This window comes from Mycobacterium sp. TH-M116 (genome assembly GCF_057473685.1).
Genome location: NZ_JBYCLC010000045.1, coordinates 1 through 13,192, shown reverse-complemented (window position 1 = coordinate 13,192; position 13,192 = coordinate 1). Strand labels below are relative to the sequence as shown.

Sequence of the window (13,192 nt, the reverse complement as noted above, 5' to 3'; positions counted from 1 at the left end):
GGCCTCGATTTTGCGAACTTCCCGTTCCACCCGGGCGTGGCGCGCAGGCACCGCCAGCCGCAACACGTCCGGCCGGGTCCCCGCGTAGCGGGCGGCCACTGCGTCGACCAGACGGCGGATCTCAGGGGTGAGCACCGGTTCGGCCGACACCACCCGATCCAGCCAGCCGAGCTTGCCCGCGTGATCGCTGTCGTTGCGGCGTTCCAGCACGAACCCGTCGACCAGCCGCCCGTGGAACCGCACCCGCACCCGCACCCCGGGCTGGGCATCGTCGGACTGCTCGGCCGAGACCAGATAGTCGAACTCGCGATCCAGATGCGGCACCGACAACATCGGCAGTACCCGGGCGATCGGCTCCACCTGCACCGGCGTGCGCACACTCGGGGTCACCGGCCGCTCATCCCCTGAGAAGCGTGGCTAATCAGGTTGTTCAGCCGGCCAATCGACGGCCTCTGCGTCGCCGCCCCACGAGTCGGCAACCTCCTCGCGACCGAAGAAGAAACCGGCGGTGAGCAAGATCTGCGCCGCGGCGTACAACCACCAGATCGGCACCGCCAAAGCGTCGTTGTGCAGCACGAAACGGCCGATGCCGATCATCGAATCGGAGGCCGCAAAACACAGCGCCCCCACCGCAGCCCAGATCGTGGGCAGCCGCGCAAACTGAGCCGTGCACACCATCGCGGTCAGGACGCCGATGTAGACCGTCACCGGGAGCGTGAGATCGTCGCGGCTCAGCCGGGGCCAGAACCACCCCAGCAGCACCAGCGTCAACAAGCAGACCAGAACGGCGATGGCGATGCGCGGCGGCGACGGCCGCGCAGTGCGCGCCAGCGGCAGCAGCGCGCCCACAAAGCACAAGTGCGCCAACATGAATGCCGTCAGGCCCGCGACGAACGACAGTGTCCACCACGGAATCGCCAGCAGCCAGTCGCCGGTGGCCGACAACAGCAGCGCGGGCATCAGCCATTGCCGCTCCCGCACGAGGGGATGCCCGACGGCAGCCAGGGTCAGCAGCAACGCCATCAGCGCCTTGAACGGCGGCTGCATGATCCAGTGGCCGGTCAGCTCGGTCCCCGGCGGCGAACGCAATGCGAGCACCGTCAGGTAGACGCCGTAAGAAACGCCGGCCCAGCCCGCTACCACCCATCCGCCGGACACCAGGCGAGGTGCGTACGGTACCTCCATGCCCAGCCTCGACAACACAGCCGACGAAAGACCAGCAATCGACCCCATCTTGCAGAAGGTACTGGATGCGGTTCCGTTCCGGCTATCAACCGAGGAGGGTGTCGACGCAGCCCGGCAGCGGTTCCGCGACCTGCCGCGCCGGCAGGTGTACCCGGAGCTGCAGGTCGAGGACCGGACCGTCCCGGGGCCGGCGGGCCCCATCGCCGTCCGGATCTACTGGCCGACAGCCGAAGCCGGCGGCGAAGCCCGGCCCGTCGTCATGTTCTTCCACGGCGGCGGCTTCGTCGTGGGCGATCTGGACACCCACGACGGCACGGCGCGCCGGCACGCGGTCGGCGCCGACGCGATCGTGGTGTCCGTCGACTACCGGCTGGCACCCGAGCACCCCTACCCCGCGGCCGTCGAAGACGCTTGGGCCGCAACGCTGTGGGTCGCGCAGCGCGGCTCGGAGATCGGCGCCGACGGGCAGCGGATGGCCGTCGCCGGGGATTCGGCGGGCGGCACGATCGCCGCGGCGATGGCACAGCGCAGCCGGGACCGGGATAGCCGGCCGATGGCGTTCCAGCTGCTGTGGTACCCCTCGACGCTGTGGGACCCGTCGCTGCCGTCGTTCACCGAGAACGCCGCCGCGCCGATCCTCGACGTGAAGGCCGTCGCCGCGTTCTCCCGTTGGTATGCAGGCGATGTCGACATGTCCAACCCGCCTCCGGACATGGCGCCCGGACGCGCGGGAAACCTGGCCGGGTTGCCGCCCGCCTACATCGGCGTCGCCGGCTACGACCCGCTGCGCGACGACGGAATCCGCTACGGCGAATTGCTGGCCGCCGCCGGTGTTCCCGTCGAGGTGCACAACGCCGAGACGATGGTGCACGGTTACCTCGGTTACGCCGGCGTGGTGCCCGCGGCCACCGCCGGCCTGGACCGTGGGCTGGCAGCACTGCGCCGGGCGCTGCACACGTAGTCCCGGCGCCAAAGGGATCGCGGCAAATGCGTACCGTGAAGCCATGACAGAGCCGAAGACCGCCCGACCCGGCATCGATCCGACGTTCAAGTCGTTGCTCGACGCGTTCCCGATGACGTTCCGCGCATCCGACGGTGTCGAGGCCGCCCGCGCGCGGATGAAACAGCTCGCGGTGCCCCAGGAGATGCTTCCCGACCTGCGCATCGAGGAGCGCACGGTCGGCTACGGCGATCTGACCGGCATTCCGGTGCGGATCTACTGGCCGCCGGGCGCTGAGGAGCCCCTGCCCGTCATCGTCTTCTACCATGGCGGCGGGTTCTGCCTCGGCGACCTGGACACCCACGACCCCGTCGCCCGCGCGCACGCCGTCGGCGCGGAGGCCATCGTGGTGTCGGTCGACTATCGGCTGGCTCCCGAGCACCCGTTTCCCGCGGGGGTCGACGACTGCTGGGCCGCGTTGCGATGGGTCGCCGACAACGCCGCCGAACTCGGCGGCGACCCGGACCGCATCGCCGTGGCCGGCGACTCCGCGGGCGCCAACCTCGCCGCCGTGATGGCCCACCTGGCCCGCGACAACGCCGACAATGGCGGGCCGGCGCTGGCCTTCCAGCTGCTGTGGTACCCGACGGTGTGCGCCGACATGTCGCTGCCGTCGTTCACCGAGAACGCCACCGCGCCGGTCCTGGACCTCGAGGTCATCGACGCCTTCCTGACCTGGTACCTGCCGGACTTCGACATCAGCGATCGCGCGGCCCTGCCCGTCACGTTCGCCCCGGCCGGCGCGACCGATCTGTCCGGGTTGCCGCCGGCCTACATCGGAACCGCCGAGCACGACCCACTGCGCGACGACGGGGCCCGCTACGCCGAGCTGCTCACCGCCGCCGGGGTTCCCGTCGAGCACAGCAACGAACCCACCCTGGTGCACGGCTACGTCAGCTTCGCGATGGTGATCCCCGCCGCCGCCGAGGCCACCGACCGCGGGCTGGCGGCCCTGCGCAAGGCGCTGCACGCGTAGACCGAAGGCGCTCCGGCGCGCCCGGGGCTTGAGTCCGGTCGCCCGGCGCCGGAAGCTGGACCACATGGGTATCAGCCCCGACTACCAGACCCTCGTCGTCGGCGCCGGATTCTCCGGGATCGGCGCCGCGATCAAGCTCGACAAGGCGGGGCTTTCGGACGTTCGCGGTAACCGGAAGCGGCGGGAGGTCCTTGAGCAGGTTCTGGGACGAGCACCGCCTGCAGGCCTACGAGGGCGTCAGCGTCCCGGGTTTTCCTAACCTGTTCAACGTGTTCGGCCCGTGGCAGGACAGCTGCCGGCTGGCCAACAGCTACTACTTCGACAAGAACGGCGACGTGCCGCTACGCCCGGCCACCACGGTGGAGGCCTACTGGCGCAGCCGGCGGTTCCCGCTCGACGACTACCGGTTCACGGCCTAGGGCTACGCTTTCCCGCGTGGCCAAGGAGTTCTCCCACCTCGACGAGTCGCTCCGCGAGTTCATCGCCCGCCAGGCCATGTTCTTCGTCGCCACCGCGCCCTCCGAGGGAGGACGAATCAACCTATCCCCCAAGGGTTATCAAGACACCTTCGCTGTTCTCGACGACCACACCGTGGCCTACCTGGACCTGTTCGGCAGCGGCGCGGAGACCGTCGCACACCTTCGGGACAACGGCCGGATCACGCTCATGTTCTGCTCGTTCACCCGCACGTCGCGGATCCTGCGGCTGTTCGGAACCGGACGGGTGGTGCGCCCCGACGACACCGAGTTCGGCGGCCTGATGGCGCATTTCGGCGATCGGCACGCGGGCGTACGGGCCGCGATCGTCATCGACGTCGGGCGGATCGCCGACGCGTGCGGATTCGCGGTGCCCTATTACGACCTCGTCGACGAACGGCCGGTGCTGGACGCGCATCACGCCAAGGCGACCGACGAGAGGTTCGCGAGTCTGCTCGACCGCAACCGGCACAGCATCGACGGCCTGCCCGCGCTGGACCCCGACCATCCGCTGCCGTAGGCACCGCGAGCAGGCCTGAAAGCTAGATCGCGGCTTTGAGTGCGTCGACCTTGTTCAGTTGCTCCCACGGCAATTCGATGTCGGTGCGGCCGAAGTGCCCGTAGGCGGCGGTCTGCGCGTAGATCGGGCGCAGCAGGTCCAGGTCGCGGACGATCGCACCCGGCCGCAGGTCGAACACCTCGCCGATGGCCTTCTCGATCTTGACCGGGTCGACGGTCTCGGAACCGAAGGTCTCGACGAACAGGCCGACCGGCGCGGCCTTGCCGATCGCGTAGGCCACCTGCACCTCGACGCGCTCCGCCAGGCCGGCGCCCACGATGTTCTTGGCGACCCAGCGCATCGCGTACGCCGCCGACCGGTCCACCTTGGACGGGTCCTTACCCGAGAAGGCGCCGCCGCCGTGGCGGGCCCAGCCGCCGTAGGTGTCGACGATGATCTTGCGGCCGGTGAGCCCCGCGTCGCCCATCGGGCCGCCGAGCACGAACTTGCCGGTCGGGTTGATCAGCAGCCGCGTCGACGACGTGTCCAGCGTGTCGTGCGCGAGGTCGTTGAGCACGGTGTTGAGCACCTTCTCCCGCAGGTCGGGAGTCAGGGTGTTCTCCAGGTCGACGTCGGCAGCGTGCTGCGTGGACATGACCACGGTGTCCAGGCGGGTGGGCACGTTGCCCTCGTAGCCGATGGTGACCTGAGTCTTGCCGTCGGGCCGCAGGTAGGGCAACACACCGCTCTTGCGGACCTCGGTCAGCCGCCGCGACAGCCGGTGCGCCAGCGCGATCGGCAGCGGCATCATCTCCGGGGTCTCGTTGATCGCGTAGCCGAACATCAGGCCCTGGTCACCGGCACCCTGGGCGTCCAACGGGTCCGCGGCACCCTCCACGCGCGCCTCATGGGCCGTGTCGACCCCCTGGGCGATGTCAGGTGACTGCGCACCGATCCCGATGTTGACCCCGCAGGTGAGACCGTCGAAGCCCTTGTCGGATGAGTCGTAGCCGATCTCCAGGATCCGCTCGCGGACGGTGTTGGTGATGTCGGCGAACGCCTCCTTGGCCGTCGTCGTCACCTCGCCCACCACGTGCACCTGGCCGGTGGTCACCAGCGTCTCGACGGCCACGCGTGAGCGGGGGTCTGCGGCCAGCAGCGAGTCGAGGACCGAGTCACTGATCGCATCGCAGATCTTGTCCGGATGCCCCTCGGTCACCGACTCACTGGTAAACAACCGACCCTTTTCACTCACTGTTGTCAATCCCTTCCCATTAATTAGTCAGTCGAACTATATCGTCCGGCCCCTGCCGCGATCCACCGGGTGATGCCCATCCAACCCAAGCCCGGAGCCCGGCGCCGTTATCCGGCCTCGCCGCGCAGGAACGCGACAATCGCGTCAACGATACGACTCGCCATCAGCGTCTTGGAACCGTGTTGCAGCGCCGACTCGGTCCCGTCAGAGGCCAGCAACCAGCCGTCGTTGCTGTCCACCTCGAATGCCCGGCCCTCGCCGACGGCGTTGACGACCAACAGGTCGCACCCCTTGCGACGGAGCTTCTCGCGCGCGTGGAACAGCACGTCGCCGTCGGCGTCCCCGGTCTCGGCGGCAAACCCGACGATGGCCCGCATGTTGGGCAGCTCGCCGTGGACGCGCGCCCGCACCGCGGCGGCCAGCACGTCGTCGTTGCGCACCAGCGAAATCGCCGGTGGCTCCTCGGCGCCTTTCTTGATCTTGGCGGCCGCGACCTGCGCGGGTCGGAAGTCGGCGACGGCCGCCGCCATCACCAGGACGTCGGCCGCCGAGGAGTGCTTGGACACCGCGTTGCCGAGCTGCTCGGCCGAGCTGACGCGCACGACCTCGACGCCGGCGGGGTCGATCAGCCCCGCGGTGTGCCCGGCGATCAGGGTGACCTCGGCGCCGCGCTGCGCGGCGACCCGCGCGACCGCATAGCCTTGCTTGCCGGAGCTGCGGTTGCCGATGAAGCGCACGGGATCGATCGGTTCCCGGGTGCCGCCGGCCGTCACCAGGACCTTGCGGCCGGCCAGGTCGTAGGTCAGCGCGTCGTGCCGCTCCAGCAGCAGCTGGGCCAGCGTGGTGATCTCTTCGGCCTCGGGTAGCCGGCCCGTCCCGGTGTCGGCGCCGGTGAGGCGTCCGGCCGCGGGTTCCAGCACAACGGCCCCGCGCCGGCGCAGGGTGGCCACGTTGTCGACGGTGGCCGGGTGCAGCCACATCTCGGTGTGCATCGCCGGGGCGAACAGCACCGGGCAGCGCGCGGTGAGCAGGGTGGCAGTCAGCAGGTCGTCGGCTCGCCCGGCCACCGCCCGGGCCAGCAGGTCCGCGGTCGCCGGCGCCACCACGACCAGGTCGGCCTGCTGGCCGATCTGCACGTGCGGCACGTCGGGGACGTCGGAGAAGACGCCGGTGTGAACCGGCTGGCCGGACAGGGCTTCGAAGGTCGCGGCGCCGACGAAGCGCAACGCGGACTCGGTGGGGACCACCCGGACCGAGTGACCGGCCTCGGAGAGCTGGCGAACGACGGTGCACGCCTTGTAGGCGGCGATCCCGCCCGAGACGCCGACGACGATCCGCTTGCGTTCCACAGCCGAGCCCGGGCCTGCCCTGTTACTCGCCCTCGGTGTGCTCGAGCAGGTCGGCGTGGATCTCGCGCATCGCAATGGACAGCGGCTTCTCCTGCAGGCCGGGCTCGACGAGCGGGCCGACGTATTCGAGGATGCCCTCACCGAGTTGGTTGTAGTAGTCGTTGATCTGCCGGGCCCTCTTGGCCGCGTAGATCACCAGGGCGTACTTGCTCGAGACGCGGTCCAGCAACTCGTCGATGGGCGGGTTCGTGATGCCCAGCGGGGTGTCGTAGACGCGCTGACCACCTGCGGAGGGATCGAACCGGTCGACGCCGGCGGCGGTCAGCGATGCATCGGACTGCGGAATACTCACGTAAGAAAATCTCCTGGCGGCGTAGAGCGGTGCGAAAACGGCTCGCAACGTTGGGCTCGATGTTATTCGGCGAGGCGGCTTATGCCGGGCCCGGGGCAGTTCCCACCAGCAAGGATACCAATTCGGCACACGCAGATTCCAATTGGCTGTTCACCACCACCGTGTCGAACTCGTTTTGGGCCGCCAGTTCCAGCCGCGCGGTGTCGAGACGCCGCCGTATCGCCTCGGGTGTCTCGGTTCCGCGGCCGACCAGCCGGGCCCGCAGATCCTCCCAGCTCGGCGGTGCGAGGAACACGGTGGTGGCCTCGGGCATCGCCTTCTTGACCGCCTTGGCGCCGGCCAGGTCGACCTCGATGAGCACCGGGACACCCGCCGCGGCGGCCGCCCGCACCGGCCCGGCCGGGGTACCCGACCGGTGCAGCCCGCCGTGGATCTCGGCCCATTCGAGCAAGTCCCCGTCGTGGATCAGCCGCTGAAAGCGTTCCGGGCTGACGAAGTGGTAGTCGACGCCGTCGACCTCGCCCGGACGCGGCGCCCTGGTCGTCGCCGAGACGCTGAAGTGCAGGTCCGGTATTCGCTCACGCAGACACCGCACCACGGACGACTTACCGACCGCTGAGGGACCGGACAGCACGACCACGCGGCCCGCCGGCTCGCGGCGCCCCCCGTGTCCGGCGGCCGGTCCCTCGCCGGCGCCCACAGGCCCTCCGGCCTGCATCCTCGGCGCGGGTTAGGCGGAGCCGAACTTGTCCAGCAGGGCCTTGCGCTGCCGATCGCCGAGCCCGCGCAAGCGCCGGGTCGGAGCGATCTCGAGCTCGGTCATGATTTCCTGCGCTTTGACCTTGCCCACCTTCGGCAGGGCCTCCAGCAGCGCAGAAACCTTCATCTTGCCCAGAACTTCATCGGTCTCGGCGTCCTTGAGCACCTGGGTCAGGTTGGTGCCACCGCGCTTGAGCCGATCTTTGAGTTCTGCGCGAGCTCGACGGGCGGCAGCCGCCTTCTCCAACGCGGCCGCGCGCTGCTCGTCGGTCAACTGGGGAAGGGCCACGATTCCTCCGTATCTGATCAATCAATCTCAATCGATCTCGTTTGTCTCTGCCGGTTACCACCAGCGGAGACGACCGTACTCAGGCTTCCTGACGAAATCTAACCCGCCCCCTCACTCGAGGGCGTAAACGCCCAGCGTAAACCTGGCGCGGCGACCCTCGGACGGGCGGCCGAAAGGGATCGGCGCGAACTCGGACCCCGCCACGGTGCACCCTCGCGCCGGGCCGGTCCGGCCGCCGCCTCAAGGCCATCTAGCAGGCCTTTTACGTATTACAGGCGGTGTCCGCCCGGTGCGGTGCGCGTTCTCGCCGGCGGGCCGCGACCACCTGCGACGGACGGACGCACGGCCGATCCGGCAGATCACGCACTCGGGTGGCGTGTCGCGCGTGTCGCGCACCGGTCACACGCCGCTGCGACCGAACAACCTGCTGGGGCTGAGCCTGCGCCGCGATCGGCTACCATCGTGCGGTGCCGCAACTGCGGATCCGCCAGGCGGCTGAGTTGCTGGGAGTCAGTGACGACACCGTTCGGCGGTGGATCAACCAGGGTGCGTTGGCCGTCAGCCACGATGCGGCCGGCCGCAAAGTCATCGCCAGCGAGGACCTCGCCGAGTTCTCCCGCACCAACGCGCCGGCCCCACCGCCGGACCCGCTCAGCATCGGCAGCTCGGCCCGCAACCGGTTCGTCGGTCTGGTCACCAGGGTCATCAGCGACCGGGTGATGACGCAGGTGGAGATGCAATGCGGCCCGTTCACCGTGGTGTCGTTGATGAGCACCGAGGCCGCCCAGGAGTTGCAGCTGCGGCCCGGCTCCGTCACCGTGGCCGTCGTCAAGGCCACCAACGTCATCGTCGAGACCGCCGACCCCGGCGCGGCGATAGCGTCCGACTGACGCGGCTACGGCCTCGACAGGTACGCGACGGCGTCCAGCATTCGCTGGCCGGCCGCCCGCAGGTCCGGTATGCCCGGTCCGGCCCGCAGCACCTCCCGCGACACCGCGGGCAGCAGTTGGCCTGGTGCGGCGCCGCCCAGCCCGCCGAGCGCTTCGGGCCGTCCGCCTTGCGCCCCGATACCGGGGACCAGCACCGGGCCGTCCAACGCGCTGAGATCGGGCGCTTCTGACACCGTGGCCCCCACCACCACACCGACATAGCCCGGGCCGTACGACGCGTTCGCCCGATTCAGCACCGCTGCCTGGTCGACGACCAACTGGGCCACGGTGCGGCCGTCGAAGACCGCGCGCTGCACCGTGGCGCCCTCCGGGTTCGACGTGGCCGCCAGCACGAACACGCCCCGGTCGTGGGCGACGGCGGCCTCCAACAGCGGTCGCAGCGAACCGAACCCCAGATAGGGCGAGGCCGTCACCGCGTCGGCGGCCAACGGCGAATCTCCCGCCCAGGCGGCGGCGTAGGCGGCCATCGTCGTCCCGATGTCCCCGCGCTTGGCGTCGGCCAGCACCAGCACCCCGGCCGACCGCAACGCCGCGAACGTGCGCTCCAGCACCGCATAGCCGGCGGCTCCGTAGGCCTCGAAGAACGCCACCTGAGGCTTGACGACGGCGAACCCCGCAAAGGCCTCGACGCAGGTGTCGCAGAACGCGGCCAGCCCGTCGGCATTCGCCGGCAGGCCCCACGCCCGCAGCAGGTCCGGATGCGGGTCGATGCCCAGGCACAGCGGCCCGCGACTCAGCTTCGCCGCAGCCAGCCGCGCGCCGAATCCGGTCCCGGAACTCGTCACGGCGCAGCGCCGGTCGCAGTACCCGTGGGATCTATCACGCTGTGGAGCTCCTGCAGGCACCGCACGCCGATGTCGCCCCGGATCCCGGCTTCGATGCCCTGCACCGCCGCCGACGCGCCCTGCACCGTCGTGACACAGGGGATGTTGACCCCGACCGCAACAGAACGGATCTCGTAGCCGTCGATGCGCGGCCCGGAGTTGCCGTAGGGCGTGTTGATCACCATGTCGACCTCGCCGGCCTTGATGGCCTCGACCGCGGAGACCTCCGGGCGGCCCGGCTCCGGCGGCTCGAAATGCTTGCGTACCTCGTCGCAGGGAATGCCGTTGCGGCGCAACATCTCCGCGGTCCCTTCGGTAGCCAGGACGCGGAATCCGAGGTCGGCCAGTCGCTTGACCGGGAACACCAGTGACCGCTTGTCGCGGTTGGCGACCGAGACGAACACGGTGCCCTCGGCCGGCAGCGACCCGTAGGCGGCGGTCTGGCTCTTGGCAAAGGCGCTGCCGAAGTCGCGGTCGATACCCATGACCTCGCCGGTCGACTTCATCTCCGGGCCCAGCAGCGAGTCGATCGCCGCCCCGTCGGCGCTGTGGAACCGGTGGAACGGCAGCACCGCCTCCTTGACCGCGATCGGCGCCGTCGGCGCCGCGTGCCCGCCGTCCCCGGAAGCGGCCAGGATTCCTTCGTCACGGAGCTGGGAGATTTTGGTGCCCAGCATGATCCGCGCGCAGGCCTTGGCCAGCGGGATCGCGGTGGCCTTGGACACGAACGGTACCGTGCGGCTGGCGCGGGGATTGGCCTCCAGGACGTAGAGCACGTCATCCTTGAGGGCGTACTGCACGTTGAGCAGGCCGATCACGCCGATGCCGTGGGCGATGGCCTCGGTTGCGTGACGGACCTTCTCGATGTCGCTGCGGCCCAACGTGACCGGCGGGAGCGCGCACGCCGAGTCACCGGAGTGGATCCCGGCCTCCTCGATGTGCTCCATGATGCCGCCGATGTAGACCTCCGTGCCGTCGCACAGCGCGTCGACATCGATCTCGACCGCGTCCTCGAGGAAGCGGTCGACGAGCACAGGATGCTCGGGCGACAGCTCGGTGGCGCGGCCGATGTAGCCCTTCAGCGTCTCGTCGTCGTAGACGATCTCCATGCCGCGGCCGCCCAGCACATACGACGGCCGCACCAGCACCGGATAGCCGATGTCCTCGGCGATCCGGCGCGCCTGGGCGAAGGTCGTCGCCATGCCGTAGCGGGGGGCGGGCAGGCCCGCCGTGGCCAGCAGGTCGCCGAACGCGCCGCGGTCCTCGGCCAGGTCGATGGCCTCCGGCGGGGTGCCGACGATGGGAACCCCGGCATCGGCGAGGCGTTGCGCGAGCCCGAGGGGCGTCTGGCCGCCGAGCTGCACGATGACGCCCGCGACCCCGGGGCCCCCCGAGCCATGGCCGGCCGACTCGGTTTCGGCGCGGAAGACCTCGAGGACGTCCTCGAACGTCAGGGGCTCGAAGTAGAGCCGGTCGGCGGTGTCGTAGTCGGTGGACACCGTCTCCGGGTTGCAGTTGACCATCACGGTCTCGAAACCCGCCTGGCTCAGCGTGGTTGCCGCATGCACACAGCTGTAGTCGAATTCGATGCCCTGCCCGATCCGGTTCGGGCCGGAACCCAGGATCAGCACCTTGGGCTTCTCGGTCTGCGGGGCCACCTCCGTCTCCGCGGCAGGGTCGAGCTCATAGCTGCTGTAGTGATAAGGCGTCTTGGCCTCGAACTCCGCGGCGCAAGTGTCGACCGTCTTGTACACCGGGTGGATGCCGAGGCGTTCGCGCAGCGACCGCACCCCGTCCTCGCCGGCCAATTCCGGTCGCAGCGCGGCGATCTGGCGGTCCGACAGGCCGTTGTGCTTGCCGCGGCGCAGCAGCTCCGCGTCGAGCACGGGGGCCTCGGCCAGTTCGTCGCGCAGCGCCACCAGCTCGCCGATCTGCGCGACGAACCACGGGTCCACGCCGCTGGCCTCAGCGACCCGCTCCACCGACGCGCCCAGGCGCAGCGCCCGTTCCACGTCATAGAGCCGCCCTTCGGTCGGGGTTCGCAGCCGGGTCAGCGCCTCCTCGGCTCCCCCTTCCGGCCCGTCGGGGTCCGGGGTGGTCCAGAATCCGGCACGGGTGGTCTCCAACGACCTCATCACCTTGCCCAGCGCCTCGACGAAGTTGCGCCCCAACGACATCGCCTCGCCCACGGATTGCATCGTGGTGGTCAGGGTGGGGTCGGCACCGGGGAACTTCTCGAACGCGAACCGCGGGGCCTTGACCACGACGTAGTCCAGCGTGGGTTCGAAGGCGGCCGGTGTCTCCTTGGTGATGTCGTTGACGATCTCGTCGAGGGTGTAGCCGATGGCGAGCTTCGCGGCGATCTTGGCGATCGGGAATCCGGTGGCCTTGGACGCCAGCGCGCTCGAGCGGGACACCCGCGGGTTCATCTCGACGACGACCAGCCGGCCGTCGGCCGGATCGACCGCGAACTGGATGTTGCAGCCGCCGGTGTCGACGCCGACCTCGCGCAGGATCGCAATGCCCAAATCACGCATCCGCTGGTATTCCCGGTCAGTCAGCGTCATGGCCGGCGCGACGGTGACCGAGTCGCCGGTGTGCACGCCCATCGGGTCGACGTTCTCGATGGAGCACACCACGACCACGTTGTCGTGACCGTCGCGCATCAGCTCGAGCTCGAATTCCTTCCAGCCGTAGATGGATTCCTCGATCAGCACGTTGGCGCTGGGCGAGGCCGCCAGCCCGGCACCGGCCATCCGCTCGATCTGCTCGCTGGAGTGCGCCATGCCCGAGCCCAGCCCGCCCATGGTGAAGCTGGGCCGCACCACCACCGGCAGCCCCAGCTCAGCGACCGTCTCGCGGACCTCTTCCATGGTGAAACACACCCGGCTGCGCGCGGATTCGCCGCCGACCTTGGCGACGATGTCCTTGAACATCTGCCGGTCCTCGCCGCGCTGGATCGCGTCGAAGTCGGCCCCGATGAGTTCGATGCCGTACCGCTCCAGCACCCCGTTCTCGTGCAGGGCGACCGCGGTGTTGAGCGCGGTCTGCCCACCCAGGGTGGCCAGCAGCGCGTCGATCCGGTTGCCGCGCTCGGCCTGCTGGGCGATCACCCGTTCGACGAAGGCCGGCGTGATGGGCTCGATGTAGGTGAAGTCGGCGTACTCGGGGTCGGTCATGATGGTGGCCGGGTTGGAGTTGACCAGGCTCACCTGCAGGCCCTCGGCCCGCAGCACCCGGCACGCCTGCGTGCCGGAGTAGTCGAATTCGCAGGCCTG

General features: G+C 69.7%; 13 protein-coding genes and 1 pseudogene. 5 read left to right on the top strand and 9 right to left on the bottom strand.

Annotation, left to right across the window (positions count from 1 at the left end; translation table 11 throughout):
- Positions 1-333 (bottom strand): primosomal protein N' family DNA-binding protein (locus tag AC2VOK_RS02005; protein ID WP_486944279.1); only part of this gene is annotated, 333 nt, incomplete at its 3' end.
- Between the two features lie 84 nt (positions 334-417).
- Complete coding sequence (locus AC2VOK_RS02000) at positions 418-1,185, bottom strand: lysoplasmalogenase (RefSeq protein ID WP_428898985.1); 768 nt, start codon at positions 1,183-1,185, stop codon at positions 418-420.
- Between AC2VOK_RS02000 and AC2VOK_RS01995 the strand changes: the two genes are divergently transcribed.
- The 4 genes and pseudogenes from AC2VOK_RS01995 (at position 1,184) to AC2VOK_RS01980 (ending at position 4,157) form a co-directional block, all read left to right on the top strand.
- The gene (locus tag AC2VOK_RS01995) at positions 1,184-2,146 is read left to right on the top strand and encodes an alpha/beta hydrolase (protein ID WP_428898984.1); all 963 of its coding nucleotides are present in this window, start codon (positions 1,184-1,186) and stop codon (positions 2,144-2,146) included. The genes AC2VOK_RS02000 and AC2VOK_RS01995 overlap by 2 nt on opposite strands.
- A gap of 43 nt (positions 2,147-2,189) precedes the next feature.
- Positions 2,190-3,161: an alpha/beta hydrolase gene (locus AC2VOK_RS01990; protein ID WP_428898983.1), complete on the top strand. Its 972-nt coding sequence runs from the start codon at positions 2,190-2,192 to the stop codon at positions 3,159-3,161.
- A gap of 158 nt (positions 3,162-3,319) precedes the next feature.
- A pseudogene (locus AC2VOK_RS01985) lies at positions 3,320-3,580 on the top strand (NAD(P)/FAD-dependent oxidoreductase); the annotation flags it as partial.
- A gap of 16 nt (positions 3,581-3,596) precedes the next feature.
- On the top strand, positions 3,597-4,157 hold the full coding sequence (locus tag AC2VOK_RS01980) for a pyridoxamine 5'-phosphate oxidase family protein (protein ID WP_428898982.1): 561 nt from the start codon (positions 3,597-3,599) through the stop codon (positions 4,155-4,157).
- A 22-nt stretch (positions 4,158-4,179) separates the two neighbouring features.
- Here the strand turns inward: AC2VOK_RS01980 and metK are convergent, their stop codons facing one another.
- From metK to mihF, 5 genes are all read right to left on the bottom strand, one after another.
- Positions 4,180-5,391 (bottom strand): methionine adenosyltransferase, encoded by a 1,212-nt coding sequence (metK, locus tag AC2VOK_RS01975; RefSeq protein WP_428898981.1) that lies wholly within the window; start codon positions 5,389-5,391, stop codon positions 4,180-4,182.
- A gap of 107 nt (positions 5,392-5,498) precedes the next feature.
- A complete protein-coding gene (gene coaBC, locus AC2VOK_RS01970) occupies positions 5,499-6,740 on the bottom strand; it encodes a bifunctional phosphopantothenoylcysteine decarboxylase/phosphopantothenate--cysteine ligase CoaBC (RefSeq protein WP_428898980.1) in 1,242 nt (413 codons plus the stop codon).
- Between the two features lie 22 nt (positions 6,741-6,762).
- Complete coding sequence (rpoZ, locus tag AC2VOK_RS01965) at positions 6,763-7,092, bottom strand: DNA-directed RNA polymerase subunit omega (protein WP_428898979.1); 330 nt, start codon at positions 7,090-7,092, stop codon at positions 6,763-6,765.
- A 79-nt stretch (positions 7,093-7,171) separates the two neighbouring features.
- On the bottom strand, positions 7,172-7,792 hold the full coding sequence (gene gmk / locus AC2VOK_RS01960; RefSeq protein WP_428898978.1) for a guanylate kinase: 621 nt from the start codon (positions 7,790-7,792) through the stop codon (positions 7,172-7,174).
- A gap of 30 nt (positions 7,793-7,822) precedes the next feature.
- A complete protein-coding gene (gene mihF / locus AC2VOK_RS01955) occupies positions 7,823-8,140 on the bottom strand; it encodes an integration host factor, actinobacterial type (protein WP_421530688.1) in 318 nt (105 codons plus the stop codon).
- A gap of 467 nt (positions 8,141-8,607) precedes the next feature.
- Between mihF and AC2VOK_RS01950 the strand changes: the two genes are divergently transcribed.
- A complete protein-coding gene (locus AC2VOK_RS01950; protein WP_421530687.1) occupies positions 8,608-9,030 on the top strand; it encodes a TOBE domain-containing protein in 423 nt (140 codons plus the stop codon).
- Positions 9,031-9,035: 5 nt separating this feature from the next.
- Here AC2VOK_RS01950 and pyrF read toward each other — a convergent pair whose 3' ends face one another.
- Complete coding sequence (gene pyrF, locus AC2VOK_RS01945; protein ID WP_421530686.1) at positions 9,036-9,875, bottom strand: orotidine-5'-phosphate decarboxylase; 840 nt, start codon at positions 9,873-9,875, stop codon at positions 9,036-9,038.
- Positions 9,872-13,192, bottom strand: a 3,321-nt coding sequence (gene carB / locus AC2VOK_RS01940) for a carbamoyl-phosphate synthase large subunit (protein WP_428898977.1), incomplete at its 5' end; no start/stop codon positions are given. The genes carB and pyrF, both read right to left, overlap by 4 nt.

Bases quoted from the DNA above. Each gene is read 5' to 3' on its own strand.
- AC2VOK_RS01995 (WP_428898984.1), top strand. From the start codon at position 1,184: ATGCCCAGCCTCGACAACACAGCCGACGAAAGACCAGCAATCGACCCC.
- AC2VOK_RS02000 (WP_428898985.1), bottom strand. From the start codon at position 1,185: ATGGAGGTACCGTACGCACCTCGCCTGGTGTCCGGCGGATGGGTGGTA.
- AC2VOK_RS01990 (WP_428898983.1), top strand. From the start codon at position 2,190: ATGACAGAGCCGAAGACCGCCCGACCCGGCATCGATCCGACGTTCAAG.